Source organism: Enterobacter sp. PP-008-ECC_S150 (assembly GCF_045257065.1).
GTDB lineage: Bacteria > Pseudomonadota > Gammaproteobacteria > Enterobacterales > Enterobacteriaceae > Enterobacter > Enterobacter chengduensis.
The window spans coordinates 1-25,649 of record NZ_JBJHHG010000022.1 but is presented as its reverse complement, the minus strand read 5'-3'; the positions used below and the strand labels follow the sequence as shown (position 1 = coordinate 25,649).

Annotated in this window: 23 protein-coding genes, 2 tRNA genes and 1 rRNA gene; 6 read left to right on the top strand and 20 right to left on the bottom strand. The window is 56.1% G+C overall.

Going from position 1 to position 25,649, the window contains the following annotated elements:
• Positions 1-2: 2 nt before the first annotated feature.
• The 7 genes from rffC to trxA all read right to left on the bottom strand — a co-directional run bounded on the left by rffC (position 3) and on the right by trxA (position 7,463).
• Positions 3-680, bottom strand: a complete 678-nt coding sequence (rffC, locus tag ACJBF3_RS20750; RefSeq protein ID WP_045330310.1) for a dTDP-4-amino-4,6-dideoxy-D-galactose acyltransferase — start codon at positions 678-680, stop codon at positions 3-5.
• Positions 677-1,939, bottom strand: a complete 1,263-nt coding sequence (gene wecC, locus ACJBF3_RS20745) for a UDP-N-acetyl-D-mannosamine dehydrogenase (RefSeq protein ID WP_045330313.1) — start codon at positions 1,937-1,939, stop codon at positions 677-679. Before wecC ends, rffC begins: the two co-directional genes overlap by 4 nt.
• On the bottom strand, positions 1,936-3,066 hold the full coding sequence (gene wecB / locus ACJBF3_RS20740) for a non-hydrolyzing UDP-N-acetylglucosamine 2-epimerase (RefSeq protein ID WP_045330315.1): 1,131 nt from the start codon (positions 3,064-3,066) through the stop codon (positions 1,936-1,938). Before wecB ends, wecC begins: the two co-directional genes overlap by 4 nt.
• 56 nt (positions 3,067-3,122) lie before the next feature.
• The gene (wzzE, locus tag ACJBF3_RS20735; protein ID WP_045330317.1) at positions 3,123-4,169 is read right to left on the bottom strand and encodes an ECA polysaccharide chain length modulation protein; all 1,047 of its coding nucleotides are present in this window, start codon (positions 4,167-4,169) and stop codon (positions 3,123-3,125) included.
• A 13-nt stretch (positions 4,170-4,182) separates the two neighbouring features.
• Positions 4,183-5,286: a UDP-N-acetylglucosamine--undecaprenyl-phosphate N-acetylglucosaminephosphotransferase gene (gene wecA / locus ACJBF3_RS20730; protein WP_045330319.1), complete on the bottom strand. Its 1,104-nt coding sequence runs from the start codon at positions 5,284-5,286 to the stop codon at positions 4,183-4,185.
• Positions 5,287-5,527: 241 nt separating this feature from the next.
• Positions 5,528-6,787 (bottom strand): transcription termination factor Rho, encoded by a 1,260-nt coding sequence (gene rho / locus ACJBF3_RS20725; protein WP_008501566.1) that lies wholly within the window; start codon positions 6,785-6,787, stop codon positions 5,528-5,530.
• 346 nt (positions 6,788-7,133) lie between these two features.
• A complete protein-coding gene (trxA, locus tag ACJBF3_RS20720; protein WP_006179218.1) occupies positions 7,134-7,463 on the bottom strand; it encodes a thioredoxin TrxA in 330 nt (109 codons plus the stop codon).
• A gap of 144 nt (positions 7,464-7,607) precedes the next feature.
• Between trxA and rhlB the strand changes: the two genes are divergently transcribed.
• Positions 7,608-8,876, top strand: a complete 1,269-nt coding sequence (gene rhlB, locus ACJBF3_RS20715) for an ATP-dependent RNA helicase RhlB (protein ID WP_045330327.1) — start codon at positions 7,608-7,610, stop codon at positions 8,874-8,876.
• 6 nt (positions 8,877-8,882) lie between these two features.
• Positions 8,883-10,367, top strand: a complete 1,485-nt coding sequence (gppA, locus tag ACJBF3_RS20710; RefSeq protein WP_045330330.1) for a guanosine-5'-triphosphate,3'-diphosphate diphosphatase — start codon at positions 8,883-8,885, stop codon at positions 10,365-10,367.
• Positions 10,368-10,423: 56 nt separating this feature from the next.
• Here the strand turns inward: gppA and rep are convergent, their stop codons facing one another.
• A complete protein-coding gene (gene rep, locus ACJBF3_RS20705; RefSeq protein WP_028014817.1) occupies positions 10,424-12,448 on the bottom strand; it encodes a DNA helicase Rep in 2,025 nt (674 codons plus the stop codon).
• Positions 12,449-12,533: 85 nt separating this feature from the next.
• Here rep and ppiC point away from each other — a divergent pair, with 85 nt between their 5' ends.
• On the top strand, positions 12,534-12,815 hold the full coding sequence (gene ppiC, locus ACJBF3_RS20700; RefSeq protein ID WP_008501570.1) for a peptidylprolyl isomerase PpiC: 282 nt from the start codon (positions 12,534-12,536) through the stop codon (positions 12,813-12,815).
• 86 nt (positions 12,816-12,901) lie between these two features.
• Here the strand turns inward: ppiC and ilvC are convergent, their stop codons facing one another.
• Positions 12,902-14,377, bottom strand: a complete 1,476-nt coding sequence (ilvC, locus tag ACJBF3_RS20695; RefSeq protein WP_021242831.1) for a ketol-acid reductoisomerase — start codon at positions 14,375-14,377, stop codon at positions 12,902-12,904.
• A 150-nt stretch (positions 14,378-14,527) separates the two neighbouring features.
• On the opposite strand from ilvC, the gene ilvY reads away from it, so the two are divergent.
• The gene (gene ilvY / locus ACJBF3_RS20690; protein WP_045330332.1) at positions 14,528-15,418 is read left to right on the top strand and encodes an HTH-type transcriptional activator IlvY; all 891 of its coding nucleotides are present in this window, start codon (positions 14,528-14,530) and stop codon (positions 15,416-15,418) included.
• Positions 15,419-15,456: 38 nt separating this feature from the next.
• On the opposite strand, the gene ilvA is transcribed toward ilvY, so the two are convergent.
• The 7 genes from ilvA to ilvL form a co-directional block, all read right to left on the bottom strand.
• Entirely contained in the window at positions 15,457-17,001 is a 1,545-nt protein-coding gene (gene ilvA / locus ACJBF3_RS20685; protein ID WP_088475394.1) for a threonine ammonia-lyase, biosynthetic, read from the bottom strand.
• A 2-nt stretch (positions 17,002-17,003) separates the two neighbouring features.
• Positions 17,004-18,854 carry a dihydroxy-acid dehydratase gene (gene ilvD / locus ACJBF3_RS20680; RefSeq protein ID WP_045330334.1) on the bottom strand — a complete coding sequence of 617 codons (1,851 nt, stop codon included), beginning with the start codon at positions 18,852-18,854 and terminating at the stop codon, positions 17,004-17,006.
• A gap of 60 nt (positions 18,855-18,914) precedes the next feature.
• Positions 18,915-19,844: a branched-chain-amino-acid transaminase gene (gene ilvE, locus ACJBF3_RS20675; protein ID WP_023326297.1), complete on the bottom strand. Its 930-nt coding sequence runs from the start codon at positions 19,842-19,844 to the stop codon at positions 18,915-18,917.
• Positions 19,845-19,862: 18 nt separating this feature from the next.
• On the bottom strand, positions 19,863-20,126 hold the full coding sequence (gene ilvM, locus ACJBF3_RS20670; RefSeq protein ID WP_045330336.1) for an acetolactate synthase 2 small subunit: 264 nt from the start codon (positions 20,124-20,126) through the stop codon (positions 19,863-19,865).
• Positions 20,123-21,769 carry an acetolactate synthase 2 catalytic subunit gene (gene ilvG, locus ACJBF3_RS20665; RefSeq protein WP_045330339.1) on the bottom strand — a complete coding sequence of 549 codons (1,647 nt, stop codon included), beginning with the start codon at positions 21,767-21,769 and terminating at the stop codon, positions 20,123-20,125. The genes ilvM and ilvG overlap by 4 nt, the downstream gene beginning before the upstream one ends.
• Before the next feature lie 2 nt (positions 21,770-21,771).
• Positions 21,772-21,822 carry a peptide IlvX gene (gene ilvX, locus ACJBF3_RS20660; protein WP_166792073.1) on the bottom strand — a complete coding sequence of 17 codons (51 nt, stop codon included), beginning with the start codon at positions 21,820-21,822 and terminating at the stop codon, positions 21,772-21,774.
• An 86-nt stretch (positions 21,823-21,908) separates the two neighbouring features.
• Positions 21,909-22,007: an ilv operon leader peptide gene (ilvL, locus tag ACJBF3_RS20655; RefSeq protein ID WP_001311244.1), complete on the bottom strand. Its 99-nt coding sequence runs from the start codon at positions 22,005-22,007 to the stop codon at positions 21,909-21,911.
• 341 nt (positions 22,008-22,348) lie between these two features.
• Here ilvL and ACJBF3_RS20650 point away from each other — a divergent pair, with 341 nt between their 5' ends.
• Entirely contained in the window at positions 22,349-23,869 is a 1,521-nt protein-coding gene (locus ACJBF3_RS20650) for a YifB family Mg chelatase-like AAA ATPase (RefSeq protein WP_045330343.1), read from the top strand.
• Between the two features lie 29 nt (positions 23,870-23,898).
• On the opposite strand, the gene ACJBF3_RS20645 is transcribed toward ACJBF3_RS20650, so the two are convergent.
• On the bottom strand, positions 23,899-24,237 hold the full coding sequence (locus ACJBF3_RS20645; protein ID WP_023309658.1) for a DUF413 domain-containing protein: 339 nt from the start codon (positions 24,235-24,237) through the stop codon (positions 23,899-23,901).
• A gap of 118 nt (positions 24,238-24,355) precedes the next feature.
• Between ACJBF3_RS20645 and hdfR the strand changes: the two genes are divergently transcribed.
• Positions 24,356-25,177 (top strand): HTH-type transcriptional regulator HdfR, encoded by an 822-nt coding sequence (gene hdfR, locus ACJBF3_RS20640; protein WP_045330345.1) that lies wholly within the window; start codon positions 24,356-24,358, stop codon positions 25,175-25,177.
• Positions 25,178-25,274: 97 nt separating this feature from the next.
• Here the strand turns inward: hdfR and ACJBF3_RS20635 are convergent.
• The 3 genes from ACJBF3_RS20635 to rrf all read right to left on the bottom strand — a co-directional run.
• Positions 25,275-25,350, bottom strand: a tRNA-Trp gene (locus tag ACJBF3_RS20635).
• 53 nt (positions 25,351-25,403) lie between these two features.
• Positions 25,404-25,480, bottom strand: a tRNA-Asp gene (locus ACJBF3_RS20630).
• Between the two features lie 56 nt (positions 25,481-25,536).
• Positions 25,537-25,649: ribosomal RNA gene (gene rrf, locus ACJBF3_RS20625) — 5S ribosomal RNA — on the bottom strand; the annotation flags it as partial.

The window sequence follows — 25,649 nt, the reverse complement described above, 5'->3', positions numbered from 1 at the left end:
TGTCACCTGTATAACCAGTAGGCGGTGGCGTCGATGTTGGCACCACTCGCAATATAACGTTTAAGCGCGGCGGTGTTGCCCAGTTGGGTCGCTACCCGCAGCGTCACAAGCTGCTGCTGCTGCGCCCAGTGCAGCGCCGCCTGCATGAGTTTCTCACCCATGCCGCGCCCGGCTAATAAGCCAATACGCGCCTCGCGCGCGTTGAGCTTACGCAGAGAAACAAACCCCTGTATCTGGCCCTCTCCTGCGCGGAAAACCAGGCAGACGTGGTCAAAGGTGCCTTTAACCGCATTCTCTATCCACTGGGCATAGAAACGTCCGCTGTCGTCCGGCGCGTACCAGGGCGCGCGAAAGCGGCTCTGCGCAAAGGCCTGAGCCGCCATCTGCCGCAGCACGGGGATGTCCTGTTCCTTTGCAATTTCCGCGCCAGCCGCATCGTGCCGGGAAAGGGTAATGGAAAGATCGACCTCCCCTTCAACCAGCTGAAAGCCGCGTTGCTGGAGCGCGTCAAGCAGATCGGCACGCTCCGCCGGTATCTTCGCCTGCACCCGTTGCCAGGCGGTGAAATCCGATTCAGCCAGTACCGGCGCGTCATCGCGCAGACGCACGATGGCCGACGGCAGGCCGAAAAAGGCACTCTCCCACTGCAGGGACTCGATGACCCCATTCAGGTTGTTCAACGCCAGACGCCTTTGGTGTCGACAATAAACTGCTGACGAACGGCATCCCCGGACGTCGCTTTAAACTCTTTGTGATCCACCAGCAGCACCAGAACGTCCGCCGTCGCCAGCGCGTCGTCCAGCGCCGTCAGCGTGCAGTGCCCCGCCAGTTTTGCCGGTAATTCGTGGATATTCGGCTCAACCACCAGCGTTTCACCCTTGTGCCATTCGGCAATCATCTCGGCAATTTCCATCGCCGGGCTTTCACGCAGATCGTCAATATTGGGTTTAAACGCCAGACCAAAGCAGGCAATTTTGAGTTCGCTGGCGCGCTTGCCGCTCTCCGCCAGACAGTCCGCAACCGTCGCCTTAACCTGATTAAGTACCCAGTGAGGCTTGCTGTCGTTCACTTCCCGCGCGGTGCGAATCAGGCGCGCCTGCGCCGGGTTCTGCGCCACGATAAACCACGGGTCGACGGCGATACAGTGCCCGCCCACGCCCGGGCCCGGCTGGAGAATGTTTACACGCGGATGGCGGTTCGCCAGGCTAATCAGCTCCCAGACGTTAATCCCCTGATCGGCACAGATCAGCGACAGCTCGTTCGCAAAAGCGATATTCACGTCGCGGAAGCTGTTTTCCGTCAGCTTGCACATTTCAGCGGTGCGGGAGTTGGTCACCACGCACTCGCCTTCAAGGAAAATCTTGTACAGCGCGCTAGCGCGTTCGGAACAGACGGGCGTCATACCGCCAATGACGCGGTCGTTTTTAATCAGTTCGACCATGACCTGGCCCGGCAGCACGCGCTCCGGACAGTAGGCAATGTTGATATCCGCCTGCTCCCCCGCCTGCTGCGGGAAACGTAAATCAGGACGCGCGTCGGCCAGCCACTGCGCCATTTGCTCGGTGGCCCCCACCGGAGAGGTCGACTCCAGGATCACCAGCGCCCCTTTCTTCAGCACCGGTGCGATGGATTTTGCCGCCGCCTCGACGAACGCCATGTCGGGCTCGTGGTCGCCCTTAAAGGGCGTTGGAACGGCAATCAGGAAGGCATCCGCTTCGACTGGGGTCGTGCTGGCACGCAGGAAGCCCCCCTCCACCGCCTCTTTCACCACGCGGTCAAGATCGGGCTCCACAATATGAATTTCGCCACGGTTAATGGTTTCCACCGCGCGGGTGTTGATATCGACACCGACAACCTGTTTTTGACGAGAGGCAAACGCCGCCGCGGTGGGCAGGCCAATATAGCCAAGACCAATGACAGAGATGGTAGAAAAACTCATAGCGATACCCGATTGTGTTTAAGTGCATGCAAAATACGGCCACAGGCCTGCCCGTCTCCGTACGGATTATGGGCCCGGCTCATCGCCTGATAGGCTTCATCGTCGTGCAGCAGGTGCGTGACTTCCTGGACAATAAGCTGTGCGTTGGTGCCGACCAGACGCACCGTACCCGCTTTGACCGCTTCAGGACGTTCGGTCGTTTCACGCATCACCAGCACCGGTTTACCGAGGGAGGGCGCCTCTTCCTGAATGCCGCCGGAGTCGGTGAGGATCAGCCAGGCATGGTTCATCAGCCAGACAAACGGCAGGTAATCCTGAGGCTCGATCAGCAGGACATTGTCGACATGACCGAGGATGCGGTTAACCGGCTCGCTGACGTTAGGATTGAGGTGGACCGGATAGACAATCTGCACATCGTCGTTCTGCGCGGCGATTTCCGCCAGCGCGTGACAGATTTGCTCAAAACCGCGGCCAAAGCTTTCGCGCCGATGGCCAGTGACCAGGATGGTTTTTTTGCCGTTGTGGAGGAACGGATAGCGGGCAGCGAGTTCTTTTTTAAGATCGTCATTGGCGAGGACGCGGTCACGTACCCAAATTAATGCATCAATGACCGTATTGCCGGTGACAAAGATTTTGTTATCGGCGATATTTTCACGCAGCAGGTTCTGACGCGAGTTTTCCGTTGGCGCAAAGTGGTACATCGCCAGATGGCCCGTTAACGTGCGGTTGGCCTCCTCCGGCCACGGCGAATAAAGATTGCCGGTACGCAGACCCGCCTCGACATGCCCCACAGGAATACGCTGGTAAAACGCGGCCAGACTGGTCGCAACGGTCGTGGTGGTGTCGCCGTGTACCAGCACCACGTCTGGCTTGAATGACTCCAGGATCGGCTTAAGCTCTTGCAGAATACGGCAGGTTATTTCCGTCAACCCTTGCCCCGGTTTCATAATATTAAGGTCGTAATCCGGGACGATGGAAAAGAGCGTTAAAACCTGATCGAGCATCTCACGGTGCTGGGCCGTGACGCACACTTTCGCTTCTATATCAGGATCGCAGGCCAGCGCATGTACCAGAGGTGCCATCTTAATGGCCTCCGGCCTGGTGCCAAATACGGTTAGTACTTTCACATCGATTCTCTTCGATTAGGCGATGAAGGCCGCAGCCTTCATCGTAGACGGCATTCTTAGTTTTTGCGACGACGCGTTAACGCCACGCCAGCGCCCGTCAGTGCGCCTACAATCCCCCACATGATCATCAGGAATGCACGACGCGGACTATCGCGTTTTACAGGTTCTTCAGGCGTTCGCAAATAACGATAGGTCTGAAAACGCGGGTCCAGGGATGGACCGACATTGAGCGTATTGAGCATCGCGCGATTTTGATCGTAATCGAGGTCAAAATCAGGCCCAACGGCCTTCAGATTTTCCAGACGCGCCTGCAGCATAGGACGACCCAGGAGGAACATTTCGGAGTCAGGCAGCTCATCAGCCGGCACGTTCGTTTCAGTACGGGAAATATTGTGCTGCTCAGCAATTTTCAGCGCCTGCTCAATGTTATGCACACGGCGACCAAAAATGGTATTCGCCACCTCTTCCTGACGCTTCACCTGCGCTTTCATCTGGATCGTGCGGGCTGCCCAGGCACCCTTAAGCTCTTCGTTAAGATGGCTTGCGGCACGCTGGCTGGCAAACGCGACGTACTGACGCAACAGGTTGTTGGCGTCCGGCGCGGTTTCTGCAATCAGCTTGACGCTGTCATTCACGTTACGCAGCGCGTCGCCCGGCATAAACTGAATATTGTTGATCAGATCGTCCAGCAGGGCGGCATCGGCTTTGGTGTTATCCACCCGGCGCTGCTTGTAGTAATCCGTCTGGGACCAGAAATCGCGGCGGGTATCCCATGAAGCCAGCTGCATCACAAACTCTTTATAGGCTTCATCCATAACGGAGGCCTGGTCCGGCGTCGCGAGGCTGGCTTTAATATCCAGGTTTCGCAGGAATTGCTGCTGGGAATAGTATCCCCCGAGCATGTTAACCGTTGGTTTATCGGTGATTGCCGTGGTGCTCCATTCTTGCTTTGCAAAGAACGTATAGGCCAGCGCCAGCAGGGCAAACCCCAGCGCGATCCCCGCAATCCAAAGTTTGCCTGCCCATAACACGCGAAACAAACCCCGAATATCCAGTTCATTCTCAGTTACCACTGATTTCGCTCCCGCCAACGGTTGAGTCATCATAGTCCCGGTTTTACTTAGTTAATGGTGTATTTTTGCCACTGTTCCGACGCATCCTGCGTTTAAGACGTTTAATAAATCGCGCCACTTTCCATGCGCGCTTAATGCAGTAGCCGTACAGGAAAAATGCTAGCAAGAATAATGCCAACATAACCCATTCAGGAATGATATGAGAATATTCTGCAGCAACACCAATTGCGGCCAAAATAGCGGCGGCCAGAGTAATCAGCACAAACGCCTGACGAGAAGTAAAACCCGCACGCATGATGAGATGATGAATGTGTTGGCGGTCGGGAGAGAAAGGACTCATCCCTTTACGCAGGCGGCGATACATAATCGCCACCATGTCCATTAATGGAATGGCAATAATCCACAGCGCGGTTACTGGGCTAATTGGGTGAGTTTGACCCTGTGTGGTTTCCAGCAGGATCCAGATGACCGTAAAACCAATCAGCGTACTGCCCGCGTCACCCATAAAGACTTTATAACGACGGCCCAGCACACCAAGGTTTAAGAGGATATAAGGCAGGATGGCGGCAATCATGGCAAAACACCACATTGCCAGACTGTACTGGCCGTCAAACCATAAAATAATACCGATAGCGGCAAAGGAGACGGATGACAACCCACCAAGCAGACCGTCAATTCCATCCACCATGTTGAAAGCATTGATTGCCGCCCAGACGGCAAAGAGCGTCAGGAAGAAGCCAAATGGACCCAGGACTAACTCCCATGGGCCAAAGACATAGCCGAGGCTTCGCAGATACAGCCCGCCTACAACCATCATCACCACGCCAATGGCCGCCTGAACGGTGGCGCGTATTTTCACCGCGATATCGAACCGATCATCAAGCGCCCCCACTAACACCAGAACACCAGCGCAGGCAATGTAGAGGGCGGCATGTGGAATATAATAATCGGCAATCCCAAACGTAAAGCAAATTCCTGCATAAACAGAAATCCCGCCGACTAAAGGAATAAGTCCCTGATGGCGTTTACGAAAATTAGGCTTATCCACCAACCCTATTCGTTTTGCCACCTTACGCGCAATGAACAAAAAACAGGTTGTGAATAAAAAAATACTGATCAGTTCAGTAACGGCGGTGAATAGATTCACAATGAATTGCTCTCAACAAATGTTAGTCCTGGAAGTATAACCATGAAGCCACCGCCTCAGAAGTAATAAAGATGGCTTCTTACAACTCCCTTTGTATGTTTTTCAATCAATTATTTCTTTTGCTGCCCAAACGGTCCTATTGTCGCACCGACCGGTCAAAATTGGGAGTAGAGGTACTAGCGTATAATCCATAAAAGAAAAACGCCACGTAAAAACGTGGCGTTCACTGGCTTTATTTCCGTTACGAGCGCTTCATCATGTCGAAGAAATCGTCGTTGGTTTTGGTCATCGCCAGTTTGTTAATGAGGAACTCCATCGCGTCAATTTCACCCATTGGATGGATGATTTTGCGCAGGATCCACATTTTCTGCAGCTCTTCCTGGGTGGTGAGCAGCTCTTCTTTACGGGTACCGGAACGGTTGTAGTCGATAGCCGGGAAGACGCGTTTTTCAGCGATCTTACGAGAAAGGTGCAGTTCCATGTTACCTGTACCTTTAAATTCTTCGTAAATCACTTCGTCCATTTTTGAACCGGTATCGATCAACGCCGTCGCGATGATGGTCAGGCTGCCGCCCTCTTCCACGTTACGTGCGGCACCGAAGAAGCGTTTCGGACGGTGCAGGGCGTTAGCATCCACACCACCGGTCAGCACTTTACCGGACGCCGGAACTACGGTGTTGTAGGCACGCGCCAGACGGGTAATGGAGTCGAGCAGAATGATCACGTCTTTCTTGTGCTCAACCAGGCGTTTCGCCTTCTCGATAACCATTTCCGCAACCTGAACGTGGCGAGAGGCTGGCTCGTCGAAGGTTGAAGCAACCACTTCACCTTTAACCAGACGCTGCATCTCGGTCACTTCTTCCGGACGTTCGTCAATCAGCAGTACCATCAGCACGCAGTCTGGGTGGTTATAGGCGATGCTCTGTGCGATGTTCTGCAGCAGCATGGTTTTACCCGCTTTTGGCGGAGCCACAATCAGACCACGCTGGCCGCGACCAATAGGTGATGCCAGATCCAGCACGCGCGCCGTTAAGTCTTCGGTAGAACCGTTACCACGCTCCATGCGCAGGCGAGAGTTCGCGTGCAGCGGCGTTAAGTTCTCAAAGAGGATCTTATTACGCGAGTTTTCAGGTTTGTCGAAGTTAACTTCGTTGACTTTCAACAGCGCAAAGTAGCGTTCACCCTCTTTCGGAGGACGAATCTTACCTGAAATGGTGTCACCAGTGCGGAGGTTGAAACGGCGGATTTGGCTGGGGGATACGTAGATGTCGTCAGGGCCGGCGAGGTAGGAGCTGTCTGCAGAGCGGAGGAAACCAAATCCGTCTTGCAATATCTCCAGCACACCGTCGCCAAAGATATCTTCGCCACTCTTAGCGTGCTGCTTCAGGATGGCGAAAATGATGTCCTGCTTGCGCATACGAGCCTGGTTTTCCAGCCCCATATTTTCGCCGAGAGTGATCAGCTCAGAAACCGGCGTATTCTTTAATTCGGTAAGATTCATAATGGTGTGGGTTCTTAAACTCGGGGTGATTCTCGAACTTAATGTTGTGAATGGTATGGCAGGGTCATCCATGCCTGTTTAGCGGCCATCAACTCATGTCTGTTCGCTGTCTGGTCACAGGGAAAGAACGCAGAACTGAAACGACAAGACGGATTTGAGTGACAAGCCCGGAATTTAGCCACTTCACGCACTGTTCATGTCAACAACGGGAAGTATCGGGTAAAACAAGATTCAAACAACAAGATATGTTTAAAACGAAGTCATAGCTAACTTAGCACGACTTCAGCCGGGCGTCCAGAGTTCCACATCATTTAGCCGGGAGCTCTGAACGCGCAGCGGAGAAACCTTACGCCAGGTTAGCGTCCAGGAACTCTTTCAGTTGACCTTTGGACAGCGCGCCCACTTTGGTCGCGGCCACTTCGCCGTTTTTGAACAGCAGCAGGGTCGGGATGCCACGGATACCGTATTTTGGTGCAGTGCCCGGGTTCTGGTCGATGTTCAGCTTGGCAACGGTCAGTTTGCCCTGATATTCGTCAGCGATCTCATCCAGAATCGGGGCGATCATTTTGCAAGGACCACACCATTCAGCCCAGAAATCGACGAGGATCAGCCCGTCAGCCTTAAGTACGTCCGTGTCAAAACTGTCGTCAGTCAGGTGAATAATTTTATCGCTCATATATAACTCCACAGGAATAAGCCTGGTACGTTGGTTTTGTCTCCACCAACGACGTGTTGATGTCGCATTAACCAACTAAAGGTTGACTTTATTTCACCGGATACGCTTTCGTAAAGCAATAGTAAGCTGATATTCTACCACACTATGAGCAAAACACATTTAACAGAACAGAAGTTTTCCGACTTCGCCCTGCACCCAAAAGTGATCGAAGCCCTTGAAACTAAAGGGTTTCATAACTGCACGCCCATTCAGGCCCTCGCGCTGCCGCTGACGCTGGCTGGTCGCGATGTTGCAGGGCAGGCGCAAACCGGTACCGGCAAAACGATGGCGTTTTTGACGTCAACGTTTCATTATTTACTTTCTCACCCAGCGATTGCAGACCGCAAAGTTAACCAGCCGCGCGCGCTCATTATGGCTCCGACGCGAGAACTGGCGGTACAGATCCATGCAGACGCTGAACCCCTGGCACAGGCTACCGGTCTTAAGCTTGGCCTGGCCTATGGCGGTGACGGCTACGATAAGCAGCTGAAAGTGCTGGAAAGCGGCGTGGATATCCTGATCGGTACCACCGGCCGTCTTATCGATTACGCCAAACAGAACCACATTAACCTCGGTGCAATCCAGGTTGTGGTGCTTGATGAAGCCGACCGCATGTACGATCTGGGCTTCATTAAAGATATCCGCTGGCTGTTCCGCCGCATGCCGCCGGCCAATCAGCGTCTGAACATGCTGTTCTCTGCCACCCTCTCTTATCGCGTGCGTGAACTGGCGTTTGAACAGATGAATAACGCCGAATACGTGGAAGTGGAGCCTGAGCAGAAAACGGGTCACCGCATTAAAGAAGAGCTCTTCTATCCTTCTAATGAAGAGAAAATGCGTCTGCTACAAACGCTGATCGAAGAAGAGTGGCCGGACCGCGCCATTATCTTCGCAAACACCAAACACCGCTGTGAAGAGATCTGGGGCCATCTGGCTGCGGACGGTCACCGTGTTGGCCTGCTGACCGGCGACGTGGCGCAGAAAAAACGCCTGCGCATCCTCGACGAATTTACCCGTGGCGATCTTGATATTCTGGTCGCAACCGACGTGGCGGCACGTGGTTTACACATTCCAGCCGTGACGCACGTCTTTAACTACGATCTGCCAGACGACTGTGAAGACTACGTACACCGTATCGGTCGTACCGGTCGTGCGGGCGCAAGCGGTCACTCAATTAGCCTTGCGTGTGAAGAGTATGCGCTGAATCTTCCGGCCATCGAGACGTATATCGGTCACTCGATTCCGCAGAGCAAATATAATCCGGAAGCGCTGTTAAGCGAACTGCCGCCGCCTAAGCGTCTTACCCGCCCACGCTCCGGCAATGGTCCGCGTCGTTCAGGCGGCGCACCGCGTAATCGTCGTCGTTCAGGTTAAAAAAATATGCTTAGCTCCACCTCGCTTTATGCGGCAATTGATCTCGGTTCGAATAGTTTTCATATGCTGGTTGTGCGCGAGGTGGCGGGAAGCATACAAACGCTGACGCGCATTAAGCGCAAGGTCCGCCTCGCGGCGGGCCTGAGCAGCGACAATCACCTCTCACCTGAAGCCATGGAACGTGGCTGGCAGTGTCTGCGACTCTTTGCCGAGCGTCTGCAGGATATCCCGCATGCCCAAATCACCGTGGTGGCTACAGCCACGCTCCGCCTGGCGGTTAACGCCGTGGATTTTATTGCCAAAGCGCAGGAAATTCTGGGTTGTCCGGTACAGGTTATCAGCGGTGAAGAAGAGGCTCGCCTGATTTATCAGGGTGTTGCACACACCACAGGGGGTGACGATCGCCGTCTGGTGGTGGACATCGGCGGTGCCAGTACCGAGCTTGTGACCGGCACCGGCGCGCAGGCAACGTCGCTGTTTAGCCTTTCAATGGGTTGCGTAACCTGGCTGGAGCGCTACTTTACCGATCGTAATCTGGGTAAAGAAAACTTCGACGAGGCGGAAAACGCCGCGCGCGACGTGTTGCGTCCGGTGATGGACGAGCTGCGCTATCACGGCTGGAAAGTCTGCGTGGGCGCCTCGGGTACCGTGCAGGCTCTGCAGGAAATCATGATGGCGCAGGGAATGGACGAGCGGATCACGCTTGTCAAACTTCAGCAGCTGAAACAGCGCGCCATCCAGTGCGGACGACTGGAAGAGCTGGAAATTGAAGGCCTGACGCTGGAACGCGCCCTGGTCTTCCCGAGCGGGCTGGCTATTCTTATCGCCATTTTCACCGAGCTGAATATCCAGTGCATGACCCTGGCCGGCGGCGCGCTGCGCGAAGGTCTGGTCTACGGGATGTTGCATCTGTCGGTCGATCAGGATATCCGCAGCCGTACCCTGCGCAACGTGCAGCGTCGTTTTCTGGTTGATATCGATCAGGCAGGACGCGTATCGCAGCTGGCATCACGCTTCGCCGATCGGGTCGCTAACGTCTGGGATCTTGATAATCTGAGCCGGGATCTGCTGCTGAGCGCCTGCGCGCTACATGAAGTGGGGCTAAGCATTGATTTTAAGCAGGCGCCGGCTCATGCAGCGTATCTGGTACGAAATCTCGATCTGCCGGGCTATACCCCCGCGCAGAAAAAATTGCTGGCAACGCTGCTGCTGAACCAGACCAATGCCGTCGATCTCTCCTCTCTGCATCAGCAAAACGCCGTACCGCCGCGCGTGGCCGAGCATCTGTGCCGCCTGCTGCGTCTGGCGATTCTGTTTGCCAGCCGTCGCCGCGACGATCTGCTGCCTGCCATTAATCTGGTGGCGAATGAAGAGACGCTTTCGCTGACGCTGCCGGAGAACTGGATCGATCGTCACCCGTTAGGGGCAGAGATGATCGAGCAGGAGTGCCAGTGGCAGAGCTATGTGCACTGGGTGCTGGAAGTGAAGTAAGATCGTGAAAAATGCCGGGTGGCGCTACGCTTACCCGGCCTACAAGCCTTTCGGACTCATCCTTTCTCTTTGGCTTTTGCCAGCATGGCGCGGATATTCGCCACGTTAGCCTGGCCCTTGTGCATCCGCTCTTCAGCGGTAATCACTTTGCGCTCCTGCTCCCAAATCAGGTCATCCTGCGGCAGTTCCAGCAGGAAACGGCTCGGCTCCGGGCGGACCAGCTCACCGTACTGGCGGCGCTCTTTGCACAGCGTGAAGGTCAACTCTTTCTGCGCACGGGTGATCCCCACGTAGGCCAGGCGGCGCTCCTCGTCGACGTTGTCTTCATCAATGCTGCTCTGGTGCGGCAATAACCCCTCTTCCATGCCGACCAGATAGACATACGGGAACTCCAGACCTTTCGACGCGTGCAGCGTCATCAGCTGCACCTGATCGGCTTCCTCTTCGCTCTCGCCGCGCTCCATCATGTCGCGCAGGGTAAAGCGGGTGACCACCTGGGTCAGGGTCATCGGCTCGTCGATTTCCGAGCCTTCCAGCATTTCGGTCATCCAGCTAAAGAGCTGGTTAACGTTTTTCATCCGCATCTCAGCCGCTTTCGGGCTGGCGGAGGTTTCGTATAGCCAGGATTCGTAATCAATACCGTGGATAAGATCGCGCACCGCCGCCACCGGCTCGCGCTCCGCGAGACGCTGCACTTCGCCAAGCCAGTGGGTGAAGCGGGTGAGATTATCGTACCCGCGCCCCGTCAGCGTCTGGCTCAGGCCCATATCAAAGCTGGCGGTAAACAGGCTTTTATTGCGGGTCATCGCCCACTCGCCCAGCTTTTGCAGCGTCGCCGGGCCAATCTCGCGTTTTGGCGTATTCACGATGCGCAGAAACGCGCTGTCGTCATCCGGGTTAGTAAGCACGCGCAGGTAGGCCAGCAGATCTTTAATTTCTGGCCGTGAGAAGAACGACGTGCCGCCCGAGATTTTGTAAGGAATGCGGTTCTGCATCAGCATTTTTTCAAAGACGCGCGACTGATGATTGCCGCGATAGAGGATCGCGTAATCCTTATATTCGGTTTTGTTGACGAAGTGATGGGCGATGAGTTCGCCCGTCACGCGCTCCGCTTCATGCTCTTCGTTGTTGGCGCTGAGCACTTTCAGCTCCGTCCCGTAGCCCAGCTCGGAGAAGAGACGCTTCTCAAACACGTGCGGGTTATTGGCAATCAGGATGTTGGCTGCCTTCAGAATACGCCCGGAAGAGCGATAGTTCTGCTCCAGCTTAATCACCTGCAGCGCCGGGAAGTCTTTGCTCAGCAGCACCAGGTTTTGCGGACGCGCGCCGCGCCAGGAGTAGATCGACTGATCGTCATCGCCTACCACGGTGAAACGCGCGCGCTGCCCCACCAGCAGCTTCACCAGCTCGTACTGGCTGGTGTTGGTGTCCTGATATTCATCCACCAGCAGGTAGCGAATTTTATTCTGCCAGCGCTCGCGCACTTCTTCATTGCGCTGTAAAAGCAGCGTGGGCAGCAGGATCAGGTCGTCGAAGTCCAGCACGTTGCACGCTTTCATGTGCGCGTCGTACAGGCCATAGCAGTGGGCGAAGATCCGATCCCGTTCGCCTTTGGCGATCGCCGCGGCCTGAGCCGGGGTCATCAGATCGTTTTTCCAGTTCGAGATCGTCGAGATCAGCTGCTGCAGCAGCACCTTGTCATCTTCGATCAGCCCCTCGGTGAGCTCTTTGAGCAACGCCACCTGATCGGTGTCGTCGAAGAGCGAGAAGTTGGACTTCATTCCCAGCGCGGCGTACTCGCGCTTAATGATATCCAGCCCCAGCGTGTGGAAGGTGGAGATCATCAGCCCGCGCGCCTCTTTGCGCCCCAGCGTCTGGCCGACGCGCTCTTTCATCTCGCGCGCCGCTTTGTTGGTAAACGTCACTGCCGCAATGTGCCGGGCCTGATAGCCACAGCCGCGGATCAGGTGGGCAATCTTGTTGGTGATCACGCGCGTTTTACCGGATCCCGCGCCCGCCAGCACCAGACAGGGTCCAGTGACAAATTCGACGGCTTGTTGTTGTCCGGGGTTTAAACGCATAAATGATCACTCAATGAAAGTCAGGAGGGGAGAATAACAGCGTGGTAGTATAGCGAGCCTAATCCATACCACTCAAGGCACGATCATGGCAAAAACAGCAGCAGCACTGCATATCCTTGTTAAAGAAGAGAAACTGGCTCTGGATCTTCTGGAGCAGATCAAAAACGGCGCCGACTTCGGCAAGCTGGCGAAGAAACACTCTATCTGTCCGTCAGGCAAACGCGGCGGGGATCTGGGTGAATTCCGCCAGGGTCAGATGGTCCCGGCGTTCGATAAAGTGGTCTTCTCCTGCCCGGTGCTGGAGCCAACCGGCCCGCTGCACACGCAGTTCGGCTACCACGTTATCAAGGTTCTGTACCGCAAATAAAAAAGCCGGGTGGCGGCTGCGCCTTACCCGGCCTACATCTTACGGTATTGTAGGTCGGGTAAGCGAAACGCCACCCGACAAGGTTTTTAGCCCGCTACCGCGATACGCTTCATATCGGTCATGTAGCCACGCAGTTTGTGACCCACTTTCTCAATCTGATGGCTGCGAATCGCTTCATTCACATCGCGCAGCTGCGCGTTATCCACCGCACCTTCCGCAATCGCTTTGCCCAGATCGCCCGTCTGCAGCGTGGTCATAAACTCTTTCAGCAACGGTACGCAGGCGTAAGAGAACAGGTAGTTACCGTATTCTGCGGTATCAGAGATCACCACGTTCATTTCGTACAGACGCTTACGGGCGATGGTGTTCGCGATCAGCGGCAGCTCGTGCAGAGATTCATAGTACGCGGACTCTTCGATGATGCCGGAATCCACCATGGTTTCGAACGCCAGCTCAACGCCTGCCTTCACCATGGCGATCATCAGTACGCCCTTATCGAAGTACTCCTGCTCGCCGATTTTACCTTCATACTGTGGCGCGGTTTCGAACGCGGTTTTACCGGTCTCTTCACGCCAGGTCAGCAGTTTCTTGTCGTCGTTTGCCCAGTCCGCCATCATCCCGGAAGAGAACTCGCCGGAGATGATGTCGTCCATGTGTTTCTGGAACAGCGGCGCCATAATGGTTTTCAGCTGTTCGGACAGCGCGTAAGCACGCAGTTTTGCCGGGTTGGACAGACGGTCCATCATCAGCGTAATACCGCCCTGCTTCAGCGCTTCGGTGATGGTTTCCCAGCCGAACTGAATCAGTTTTTCCGCGTAGGCCGGGTCGGTGCCTTCTTCCACCAGCTTGTCGAAGCACAGCAGAGAACCGGCCTGCAGCATACCGCAGAGGATAGTCTGCTCACCCATCAGGTCAGATTTCACTTCGGCAACGAAGGAGGATTCCAGAACGCCCGCGCGGTGGCCGCCGGTCGCCGCTGCCCATGCTTTGGCAATCGCCATGCCTTCACCTTTCGGATCGTTTTCCGGGTGAACCGCGATCAGGGTCGGCACGCCGAAGCCACGCTTGTACTCTTCGCGCACTTCGGTACCCGGGCACTTCGGTGCCACCATCACCACGGTGATGTCTTTACGGATCTGCTCGCCCACTTCAACGATGTTGAAGCCGTGGGAGTAACCCAGCGCCGCGCCGTCTTTCATCAGCGGCTGTACGGAACGCACAACGTCTGAGTGCTGCTTGTCCGGGGTCAGGTTAACCACCAGATCCGCCTGCGGGATCAGCTCTTCGTAAGTACCCACTTTGAAGCCGTTTTCGGTCGCTTTGCGCCAGGAAGCACGCTTCTCGGCAATCGCTTCTTTGCGCAGGGCGTAGGAGATATCCAGACCGGAGTCACGCATGTTCAGGCCCTGGTTCAGACCCTGTGCGCCACAGCCGACGATGACCACTTTTTTACCCTGAAGGTAGCTTGCGCCATCGGCAAATTCATCGCGCGCCATGAAGCGGCATTTGCCCAGCTGCGCCAGCTGCTGGCGCAAGTTCAGTGTATTAAAGTAGTTAGCCATGGGTGATACCTCGTGATGTTGTGTGTCTTATTGTTCGGTTCGCATATGCGAGAATGAACTTACTATATGACAGGAAATTTATTGCGGAAATTGATATATTCACAACGTCATGTTGCAATTTTTGCAATGTAAAAAGAGGGAGTGAAATCGGTGGATTTACGCGATCTGAAAATGTTTCTTCACCTGGCGGAAAGCCGTCATTTTGGCCGCAGCGCCCGGGCGATGCACGTTAGCCCCTCCACGCTTTCACGCCAGATCCAGCGCCTTGAGGAAGATCTCGGCCAGCCGCTGTTCGTCCGCGATAACCGCACCGTCACCCTCACGGAAGCGGGTGAAGAGCTGCGCATTTTTGCCCAGCAGACGCTTTTGCAGTACCAGCAGCTGCGGCACTCGATTGACCAGCAGGGGCCGTCACTTTCCGGCGAGCTGCATATTTTCTGCTCCGTGACCGCCGCCTATAGCCATTTGCCGCCCATTCTTGACCGTTTCCGCGCGGCGCATCCGTCGGTTGAAATTAAGCTCACCACCGGCGACGCCTCCGACGCAATGGAAAAAGTGGTGACGGGCGAAGCGGATCTCGCCATTGCCGGGAAGCCAGAAACCCTGCCGGGCGCGGTAGCGTTCTCGATGCTGGAGAATCTGGCGGTGGTGCTGATCGCCCCGGCGCTGCCCTGCCCGGTGCGTAACCAGGTGTCGGTGGAAAAACCGGACTGGTCCACGGTGCCGTTTATCATGGCCGACCAGGGACCGGTGCGCCGTCGTATCGAGCTGTGGTTCCGCCGCCAGAAAATCAGTAACCCGTCGATTTACGCCACGGTCAGCGGCCATGAGGCGATGGTGTCGATGGTGGCGCTCGGCTGCGGCGTGGCGCTACTGCCGGAGGTAGTGCTGGATAACAGCCCGGAGCCGGTGCGCAATCGCGTGATGATTCTGGATCGCAGCGATGAGAAAACGCCGTTCGAACTTGGCGTGTGCGCACAAAAAAAGCGGCTGCATGAGCCGCTTATCGACGCGTTCTGGAAGATATTGCCCAATCATTGAAGTCGGGTGGCGCTGCGCCTACCCGACCTACGATCCGCTTAACCTGCGAGGAAAAAACGAAACGCCGGGTTGTGGGTTTCGTCGTGACACTCATAGCCAAGCTCGTTCAGCCGCGTTTCGAAATCCGGCTCGTGCTCGCCCAGCTCGAACGCCGCCAGCACGCGGCCGTAGTCGGTGCCGTGGCTGCGGTAGTGGAACAGGGAGATGTTCCAGTGCGTGCCCAGCGTGTGCAGGAACTTGAGCAGCGCGCCCGGCGATTCCGGAAACTCAAAGCTGAACAAACGTTCCCTGAGCGGCTTCGAGGGACGTCCGCCGACCATATAGCGCACGTGTAGTTTCGCCATCTCATCGTCAGAAAGATCGACCACGCTGTAGCCGCCTTCGTGCAGGAGGTTCAGGATCTCTTTACGCTCCTCCACGCCGCGGCTCAGGCGCACGCCGACAAAAATACAGGCGTCTTTGGCATCGGCAAAACGGTAGTTAAACTCCGTCACCGAACGGCCGCCCAGCAGCTGACAGAACTTCAGGAAGCTGCCCTTCTCTTCCGGAATCGTCACCGCCAGCAGCGCCTCACGCTGTTCCCCCAGCTCGCAGCGCTCGGACACGTAGCGCAGGCCGTGGAAGTTCACGTTGGCGCCAGACAGCACGTGCGCCAGACGCTCGCCGCGAATATTGTGCTGGGCGACGTATTTTTTCATCCCCGCCAGCGCCAGCGCGCCGGACGGTTCCGCCACCGCACGCACGTCTTCGAACAGATCTTTCATCGCCGCGCAGATAGCGTCGCTATCCACCGTGACGATATCGTCGAGATATTCCTGGCAGAGACGGAAGGTTTCATCCCCGATGCGTTTTACCGCCACGCCTTCGGCAAACAGCCCAACGCGGGGCAGATCCACCGGATGTCCGGCTTCCAGCGCCGCTTTCAGGCAGGCAGAGTCTTCCGCTTCCACCGCGATGACTTTGATCTGCGGCATCAGCTGTTTGATCAGCACCGCCACGCCCGCCGCCAGCCCGCCGCCGCCCACCGGGACGAAGACGCGGTCGAGATGGGCATCCTGCTGCAGCAGTTCCAGCGCCAGCGTGCCCTGACCGGCAATAACCATCGGGTGATCGAACGGCGGCACCCAGGTGAAGCCCTGCTGCTGCGCCAGCTCGATCGCTTTGGCTTTGGCTTCGTCAAAGTTAGCCCCGTGGAGCAGCACTTCACCGCCGAAACCGCGCACCGCGTCGACTTTAATGTCTGCGGTAGCAACCGGCATCACGATCAGCGCTTTCAGCCCCAGACGGGCCGAGGAGAACGCCACGCCCTGGGCGTGGTTACCCGCCGACGCGGTAATGACGCCGCGCGCTTTTTGTTCCTCGGTCAGCCCGGCCATCATCGCGTAGGCGCCGCGCAGCTTAAAGCTGTGCACCGGCTGGCGGTCTTCGCGCTTCACCAGAATGACGTTGTCGAGACGCGACGAGAGCTTTTCCATTTTCTGCAGCGGCGTCACCTGCGCCGCTTCATAGACCGGCGCGCGCAGCACCGCTCTCAGATATTCCGCCCCCTCTGGGGCGGCGGATAAGGGTTGTGACTCGGCCATCATTAGCCCCCCAGTTTCGATTTATCGCGCACCGCGCCTTTATCTGCACTGGTGGCAAGGCTCGCGTAGGCGCGCAGGGCGAAGGTGACTTCACGCTGGCGGACTTTCGGCGTCCAGGCTTTGTCGCCGCGCGCTTCCTGCGCCTCGCGACGGGCCGCAATTTCCTGGTCGCTCAGCTTGAGCTGAATGCCGCGGTTCGGGATATCGATTTCAATCAGGTCACCGTCTTCAATGATGGCGATGTTGCCGCCGCTTGCCGCTTCCGGCGAAACGTGACCGATAGAGAGACCTGACGTACCGCCGGAGAAACGGCCGTCGGTGATCAGCGCACAGGCTTTGCCGAGCCCCATAGACTTCAGGAAGGTGGTTGGGTAGAGCATCTCCTGCATGCCCGGGCCGCCTTTTGGACCTTCATAGCGAATGACAACCACGTCGCCTTCCACCACTTTGCCACCGAGAATCGCCTCCACCGCTTCGTCCTGGCTTTCGTACACTTTCGCCGGGCCGGTGAATTTCAGGATGCTGTCGTCCACGCCTGCTGTTTTCACGATGCAGCCGTTTTCCGCGAAGTTACCGTACAGCACGGCCAGACCGCCGTCTTTGCTGTAGGCATGTTCAAGCGAGCGGATGCAGCCTTCGGCGCGGTCATCGTCCAGCGTGTCCCAGCGACAGTCCTGCGAGAACGCCTGGGTGGTACGGATCCCGGCAGGACCCGCGCGGAACATTTTTTTCACCGCGTCGTCTTTGGTCAGCATGACGTCGTACTGGTCCAGCGACTCCGGCAGCGTCAGGCCGAGCACGTTTTTCACGTCACGGTTCAGCAGCCCGGCGCGATCCAGCTCGCCCAGAATGCCCAGCACCCCGCCCGCGCGGTGTACGTCTTCCATATGATACTTCTGGGTGCTTGGCGCGACCTTACACAGCTGCGGGACCTTGCGGGACAGCCTGTCGATATCGCTCATGGTGAAGTCGATTTCGGCTTCCTGCGCGGCGGCCAGCAGGTGCAGAACGGTGTTAGTGGAGCCGCCCATGGCGATATCCAGGGTCATGGCGTTTTCGAACGCGGCTTTGCTGGCGATGCTGCGCGGCAGCGCGCTGGCGTCGTCCTGCTCGTAGTAGCGCTTGGTGAGCTCAACGATGCGCTTACCGGCGTTGAGGAACAGCTGCTTGCGGTCGGCGTGGGTCGCCAGCAGGGAACCGTTGCCCGGCTGCGACAGGCCCAGCGCTTCGGTCAGGCAGTTCATGGAGTTCGCCGTGAACATGCCGGAACAGGAGCCGCAGGTCGGACACGCGGAGCGTTCCACCTGGTCGCTCTGCTCGTCAGAGACTTTCGGGTCCGCGCCCTGGATCATCGCATCGACCAGATCAAGCTTGATGATTTTGTCGGAGAGCTTGGTTTTCCCCGCTTCCATCGGCCCACCGGAGACGAAGATCACCGGAATATTGAGGCGCAGGGAGGCCATCAGCATCCCCGGGGTGATTTTGTCGCAGTTGGAGATACAGACCATCGCATCGGCGCAGTGGGCGTTGACCATGTACTCCACCGAGTCGGCGATCAGCTCGCGCGACGGCAGTGAATAGAGCATGCCCCCGTGCCCCATCGCGATACCGTCATCCACCGCAATGGTGTTGAACTCTTTCGCCACGCCGCCGGAGGCTTCGATTTGCTCGGCAACCAGTTTGCCGAGATCGCGCAGGTGTACGTGGCCCGGCACGAACTGGGTGAAGGAGTTCACCACGGCGATAATCGGTTTGCCGAAATCGGCGTCGGTCATCCCGGTGGCGCGCCACAATGCGCGGGCACCCGCCATGTTACGGCCGTGGGTAGTAGTGGCTGAACGATACTTAGGCATGCTTTATTGACTCCCGTCTGACTGTTTCATGGGACGGTGCGTGCCGTCCCAAATTTATATTTAGTGATTAACCTGATCCAACCAGCCGTATTTATCTTCTGTTTCGCCGGTGAAGAGGCCAAAGAACGCTTGCTGAATGCGTTTGGTGACCGGGCCACAGCGGCCTTCGCCCACCTGGATACCGTCTACGCTGCGCACCGGCGTAATTTCAGCCGCGGTGCCGGACATGAAGACTTCATCGGCCAAATACAGGGATTCGCGGGACAGCACCTGCTCGCGGACTTCGATACCGAGATCTTTCGCCAGCTTGATGATGGCGTCACGGGTAATGCCCGGCAGCGCGGACGAGGTGAACGGCGGCGTGAACAGGATGCCGTCTTTCACTTCAAACAGGTTTTCGCCCGCACCTTCGGAGATGTAGCCATTCACGTCCAGGGCAATACCTTCCTGGTAGCCGTGACGGCGCGCTTCGCTCCCGACCAGCAGGGAAGAAAGATAGTTACCGCCCGCTTTCGCCGCGGTCGGAATGGTGTTTGGCGCCACGCGGTTCCAGGAAGAGACCATGGCGTCGATCCCCTGCTCCAGGGCTTCAGCCCCGAGATAAGCCCCCCACGGGAACGCGGCAATGATCACATCGGTGTTGTAACCGGCTGGCGGGTTCACGCCCATACCGACATCACCTACGAACACCAGCGGACGGATGTAGGCGCTGGTCAGGTTGTTCTTGCGAATCACGTCGCGACAGGCTTCCATCAGCTCGTCGACGCTTTGGGAAACCGGGAAACGATAAATTTTGGCTGAGTCATGCAGACGCTGCATGTGTTCGCGATGGCGGAACACCACTGGCCCTTTGTGAGAATCGTAGCAGCGGATGCCTTCAAAGACGGAGGTACCGTAGTGCAGCGCGTGGGACATCACGTGGACCTTCGCGTCCTCCCAGCGAACCATCTCACCGTTGAACCAAATGTAATCAGCTTTTTTTGTCGTCATTTTTTCATCCTGTCACGCTTAAGCGCGGATTTGTTGTGATGTGGTTGTGCTCTGGCAGATGGCAACATGGGCAACGTCTACCAGCTTTGATAACTGACTAAACAGTAAGTCGACCGGCCGCGGGCTGGCAACGGTTAATTCGATACTGATGTTCTGCGCGTCGGTGCCCGTCTCCATATTCATAGAGCAAATCTGAAAACCACGATGACGCACCACGCGCAAAACGCGTTCTAAGGTTTCCGGGTTGAAGCGAGCCTGTACGGCGACCTGATGCTGCATCATGATAATTTCTCCATCATTTGTGAGTTACTGGCACCTGGCGGTACCAATGGCCAGACGTTCTCGAGTTCATCGATTGAGACATGAAGCAGGTAAGGCCCATCGCTGTTCAGCATGGTGTCGAGCGCCGCTTCAACCTGATCTTTACGGGTGATGTGCTGGCCAGGAATGCCAAAGGCGCTGGCCAGGGTGAGGAAATCGGGGTTATCGGTGAGCGTTGTTTCGCTGTAACGCTCCTGGAAGAACAGCTGTTGCCACTGGCGGACCATCCCTAAGCGCTGGTTGTCGAGCAAGACGATTTTCAGCGGCAACTGCTTGCGCTTAACGGTGCCGAGCTCCTGGACATTCATCATGAAGGAGCCGTCACCGGAGATACAGATAACGGTATCGTTCGGTCGGGCAACCTGCGCGCCAACGGCTGCCGGCAGACCAAAGCCCATCGTCCCTAACCCGCTGGAGGTGATGAAGTTTTCCGGGCGGGTGTAGGTCATGTGCTGCGCGGACCACATCTGGTGCTGACCGACGTCGGTAGTGACGACGCTATCTGCCGGTTTACGGTCGGACAGCTGCTTCAACAGCAGCGGCGCGTAGATAGCATCTCCAGGATGATCGTAGCGCCAGGCGTGCTCGGTGCGCATCTCTGCGGTGTGCTGACGCCATGCGCTGATGTCCAGCGGCTGCTGCAATGCCGGTAACAGCGCGTTGAGATCGCCCTGCAGCGCAACGTGCGCCTGACGCAGCTTGTTCATCTCCGCCGGATCGATATCCATATGAATAACTTTAGCGTTCGGCGCAAAGGTATTCAGCTTGCCGGTGACGCGGTCGTCAAAACGGGCGCCGACGGCGATGAGCAGATCGCATGCCTGCACCGCCAGGTTTGCCGCTTTGGTGCCGTGCATCCCCAGCATGCCCAGATAGTAGGGATAATCCGCCTCGACAGCGCCGAGACCTTTCAGCGTGCAGGTCGCTGGCATCTGGGTAGTTGCGATAAATTCGCGCAGGGCGGGAACGGCCTGCGCCATGCCTACGCCACCGCCGACGTACAGCATCGGCTGTTTCGCCTGCGCCAGCATCTGACGGGCCTCTTCAACCTCTGCATGCGGGAACGCATTGTCGTTTTCAACGGTAGAGAAGTGCGGTTCCAGATCGCCAAATGCCACCTGGATATCTTTCGGGATATCGACCAGAACCGGACCAGGACGACCGGAGCTTGCCACGTCGAACGCTTCTGCCATCACGCGCGGCAGCTCTTCCAGAGACTGGACGAGGAAGCTGTGTTTGGTGCAGGCCAGCGATAAACCGAGGACGTCCACTTCCTGGAAGGCGTCGGTACCGATGAAGGGAGATGCCACCTGCCCGGTGATGGCGACAACAGGAACAGAGTCCAGCAGCGCATCAGCCAGGCCGGTGATCAGGTTGGTTGCGCCCGGGCCTGACGTCGCCATGCACACGCCGGTTTTACCGGTCGCACGGGCATAGCCAATGGCCGCCATCGCTGCGCCCTGCTCGTGTCGGCACAAGAGATGTTCCACGCCGCCGTCATACAGTGCATCGTAAATCGGCATAATTGCGCCACCCGGATAACCGAATACGGTTTCGACTCCCTGCGCGCGCAACGCATGTACTACCCACTGTGCCCCATTCATAGTTAGTTCCCCGTCATAAATCGGGAGAAACAGAATTTTGTGCTAGTCGTCATTCTCTGCTCCTCATTTACGTTTTTTAGTCATAAAAAAACCCCCGGACCTTTCGGTGCGGGGGTCTTAGTTCGTTAAGGCTTGATTTCTAAGCCTTTCCTCGTCCAAGTGCAGCCCCGCACGGTGGGATAATAATCACCACCACGCTAATCACGACCAGGCTAATCACTCGTAGAAGGGCTGTCATTTTCAGTTCTTTTTGCATCTTGTTCGAAGGAATACCTAAAGAGGTATCACAGTTTTTAAATTAAACACAAGATTTATTTATGACGGATTTGATTAGCCCGCAAATCATTTTTCTTAAAACCGTTGTTTTATATACGGAAAATAGATAATGAATTTTTTTCATTTTTTTGCTGCAGTTCTAACCGACAAAACGGCACTTTTTACAGTATGCGAGGAGGCTTCCACGGTTATGCAAGGGTTGCAGTAAGCGCTAAAAATCTCTGAACAGGCAGCGTAAATTCGCTAAATGACGCTAAACAGGCAAAAAAGGCGCTGGCATAGTCACACCAGGAGGTAGTGCAAATGTCACTGTCAGTTGTTTATACGCGTGCGGCGCTCGGGGTGAAGGCACCGCTGATTTCCGTCGAGGTTCACTTAAGTAATGGCCTGCCTGGACTCACGCTCGTCGGGTTGCCAGAAACAACGGTAAAAGAGGCCAGGGATCGCGTTCGCAGCGCAATAATAAATAGCGGTTATACCTTCCCCGCGAAGAAGATCACTATCAACCTTGCCCCCGCCGATCTTCCTAAAGAGGGGGGACGATACGATTTACCTATCGCAATTGCCCTTCTCGCGGCTTCTGAGCAGCTTAATACGACACGGCTAGGCTCGTATGAGTTCGTTGGCGAACTCGCGCTTACAGGCGCGTTAAGAGGCGTTCCCGGTGCGATCTCGGGCGCGCTGGAGGCCATACGAGCAGGGCGGCAAATCATTGTGGCCAATGAAAACGCATTAGAAGTGAGTCTTATTGCCGAGAAAGGGTGTCTCGTCGCGGGGCATTTACAGGAAGTGTGTGCCTGGCTCGAGGGGCGACATGAACTGTCCGAGCCGGAGGAATGTGATGATGTTATCGCGGATGCTCCGGAGGATCTCCGCGAGATTATGGGGCAGGAGCAAGGGAAAAGGGCGCTGGAGATTACGGCTGCAGGTGGACACAATCTTCTGCTGATTGGTCCGCCGGGTACGGGTAAAACCATGCTGGCAAGCAGGTTGAGCGGGTTGCTTCCACCGCTCAATAATCGTGAAGCGCTGGAAAGCGCCGCCATATACAGCCTGATCGGTTCTACGTCGTTGCAAAAACAGTGGCGACGTCGCCCTTTTCGTTCCCCACATCACAGCGCTTCACTGACGGCGATGGTCGGCGGAGGGTCTATCCCCGGGCCGGGAGAGATCTCGCTGGCACACCATGGCATTCTGTTTCTCGATGAGCTGCCAGAGTTTGAGCGCCGCGTGCTGGATGCACTGAGGGAGCCCATTGAATCCGGCGAGATACATATCTCACGCACGCGCGCCAAAATAAGCTATCCCGCGCAGTTTCAGCTGGTCGCGGCGATGAATCCCAGCCCGACGGGGCATTACCAGGGCAACCATAACCGCTGTACGCCAGAACAAACGTTGCGCTATCTGGGAAAGCTTTCCGGACCGTTCCTCGATCGCTTCGATTTATCCCTCGAAATCCCGCTTCCTCCGCCGGGCCTGCTCAGGCAAACGGGCATAACGGGGGAGAGCTCAGCAGTGGTACGCGAGCGGGTGATGGCTGCCCAGATGCGGCAATACGCTCGTCAGGACAAGCTGAATGCGCGGCTGGATAATACTGGGATCCGGCAGTTTTGGTCACTTAACAGTGAGGATGCAGTATGGCTTGAGGAGACGTTAACGCGCTTTGGGCTGTCTATACGTGCGTGGCAGCGTTTGCTAAAAGTGGCCAGAACCATTGCTGACGTGGAGGGATGTACTGACATTGAGAGGAAACACCTGCAGGAGGCGCTGAGCTACCGAGCCATCGATCGTTTGCTGCTGCATTTGCAGAAACTACTGGCATAAAAAAGGGGCCGTAGCCCCTTCTCTTCATTTTAGTCATCAGACTCGGTGTAGTCTTCTGCACCTTCCATCTGCGGCTTGCCGCCAGACAGGGTATGGAAGCGCTTTGGACGCTTAATGCGTGCCATGTACTTGATCCATACACGTTCCGCTTCAGACTCCGGCTCACGCTCACCACGGCAAACAGAAACAAACTGTTTTTCGTCTTCGGTAGCAGGTTCACGCTTACCCAGATCCAGCTCGTTAAAGGCATAACCATGGCGCTCAAGCAGTTGAGCTTCTTTGATGGTGAAATCGCCGTGACGAGAGAACCCGCGCGGATAATGTTTATTGTCGAAAAAACGATTAGTCGTCGTAAAGCTTTCCGCCATCCTACACGCTCCTAATTCTTTGGCCGAGCTATTTATGGCGCGGAGTATTAGTTACGCTTGACAGAGTGTAAAACAAAACATTTAAATCATAACGACAAATAATTTTGCGGAGAAAGATGTGGATACGGAATTGCTTAAAACTTTCCTTGAAGTGAGCAGAACGCGCCACTTTGGGCGAGCAGCTGAAGCCCTTTACCTGACGCAGTCAGCGGTCAGTTTTCGTATTCGACAGCTGGAGAATCAACTGGGTGTGAATCTTTTTACCCGCCATCGCAACAATATTCGCTTAACGCCGGCGGGTGAGAAACTGCTGCCTTACGCAGAAACGCTCATGAATACCTGGCAGGCAGCACGTAAAGAGGTAGCACATACCTCGAGGCACAATGAGTTCTCGATAGGTGCCAGCGCTTCTCTGTGGGAATGCATGCTAAGTCAGTGGCTTACCCGGCTGTATCATTCCCATGGGCACCTGCAATTCGAAGCGAGAATTGCACAGCGGCAGTCGCTGGTTAAGCAACTTCATGAGCGCCAGCTTGATCTGTTGATCACAACTGAAGCCCCCAAGATGGACGAATTTAGCAGCCAGATTGTGGGTCAGTTTGGCCTGGCGCTTTATGCCTCTGAACCTTCGATGATGAAGGCAGACCTGACCTATTTACGGCTGGAATGGGGGCCGGATTTCCAGCAGCACGAGACGGGATTGATTGCGCCAGATGATGTTCCGCAACTAACGACCAGCTCTGCAGAGATCGCCTGCCAGCAGCTACCCTTGCTGAAAGGGTGTACCTGGCTACCTGTTCGCTGGGCAAACACTAAAGCGGGGCTGCACACCGTGATGGATTCCACCACGCTCACCAGGCCGCTGTATGCGATTTGGCTGCAAAACAGCGATAAGCAATCGCAGATAAAAGATCTTCTAAAAATCAATGTAATGGATTGATATAACGGCCAGCAGGGATGCTGGCTGAAATTAAGAAGAACGTTTTCTGCCGTATTTCAGGCAAAAAAAATCCTTTGCCGAAGCAAAGGATTATATATGGCAGGGGCGGAGAGACTCGAACTCGCGACACCCGGTTTTGGAGACCGGTGCTCTACCAACTGAGCTACGCCCCTAAAGTTTTTTGCCATTAAGCCTGCCAGTTAGGCAGGCTTAATGTCTTAATAAGTGGCGGAACGGACGGGACTCGAACCCGCGACCCCCTGCGTGACAGGCAGGTATTCTAACCGACTGAACTACCGCTCCACCGAAGACTGCTTGTAACCACCGGATTTATGCACCGGCTTACTACTTAATTTGATGCCTGGCAGTTCCCTACTCTCACATGGGGAGACCCCACACTACCATCGGCGCTACGGCGTTTCACTTCTGAGTTCGGCATGGGGTCAGGTGGGACCACCGCGCTAAAGCCGCC

What these genes read in the sequence shown, in the direction of transcription:
- wecC (WP_045330313.1), bottom strand. Translation starts at nt 1,939, where the DNA reads ATGAGTTTTTCTACCATCTCTGTCATTGGTCTTGGCTATATTGGCCTG.
- wzzE (WP_045330317.1), bottom strand. Translation starts at nt 4,169, where the DNA reads ATGACTCAACCGTTGGCGGGAGCGAAATCAGTGGTAACTGAGAATGAA.
- rho (WP_008501566.1), bottom strand. Translation starts at nt 6,787, where the DNA reads ATGAATCTTACCGAATTAAAGAATACGCCGGTTTCTGAGCTGATCACT.
- trxA (WP_006179218.1), bottom strand. Translation starts at nt 7,463, where the DNA reads ATGAGCGATAAAATTATTCACCTGACTGACGACAGTTTTGACACGGAC.
- rhlB (WP_045330327.1), top strand. Translation starts at nt 7,608, where the DNA reads ATGAGCAAAACACATTTAACAGAACAGAAGTTTTCCGACTTCGCCCTG.
- gppA (WP_045330330.1), top strand. Translation starts at nt 8,883, where the DNA reads ATGCTTAGCTCCACCTCGCTTTATGCGGCAATTGATCTCGGTTCGAAT.
- rep (WP_028014817.1), bottom strand. Translation starts at nt 12,448, where the DNA reads ATGCGTTTAAACCCCGGACAACAACAAGCCGTCGAATTTGTCACTGGA.
- ppiC (WP_008501570.1), top strand. Translation starts at nt 12,534, where the DNA reads ATGGCAAAAACAGCAGCAGCACTGCATATCCTTGTTAAAGAAGAGAAA.
- ilvC (WP_021242831.1), bottom strand. Translation starts at nt 14,377, where the DNA reads ATGGCTAACTACTTTAATACACTGAACTTGCGCCAGCAGCTGGCGCAG.
- ilvA (WP_088475394.1), bottom strand. Translation starts at nt 17,001, where the DNA reads ATGGCCGAGTCACAACCCTTATCCGCCGCCCCAGAGGGGGCGGAATAT.
- ilvD (WP_045330334.1), bottom strand. Translation starts at nt 18,854, where the DNA reads ATGCCTAAGTATCGTTCAGCCACTACTACCCACGGCCGTAACATGGCG.
- ilvE (WP_023326297.1), bottom strand. Translation starts at nt 19,844, where the DNA reads ATGACGACAAAAAAAGCTGATTACATTTGGTTCAACGGTGAGATGGTT.
- ilvM (WP_045330336.1), bottom strand. Translation starts at nt 20,126, where the DNA reads ATGATGCAGCATCAGGTCGCCGTACAGGCTCGCTTCAACCCGGAAACC.
- ilvG (WP_045330339.1), bottom strand. Translation starts at nt 21,769, where the DNA reads ATGAATGGGGCACAGTGGGTAGTACATGCGTTGCGCGCGCAGGGAGTC.
- ilvL (WP_001311244.1), bottom strand. Translation starts at nt 22,007, where the DNA reads ATGACAGCCCTTCTACGAGTGATTAGCCTGGTCGTGATTAGCGTGGTG.
- ACJBF3_RS20650 (WP_045330343.1), top strand. Translation starts at nt 22,349, where the DNA reads ATGTCACTGTCAGTTGTTTATACGCGTGCGGCGCTCGGGGTGAAGGCA.
- ACJBF3_RS20645 (WP_023309658.1), bottom strand. Translation starts at nt 24,237, where the DNA reads ATGGCGGAAAGCTTTACGACGACTAATCGTTTTTTCGACAATAAACAT.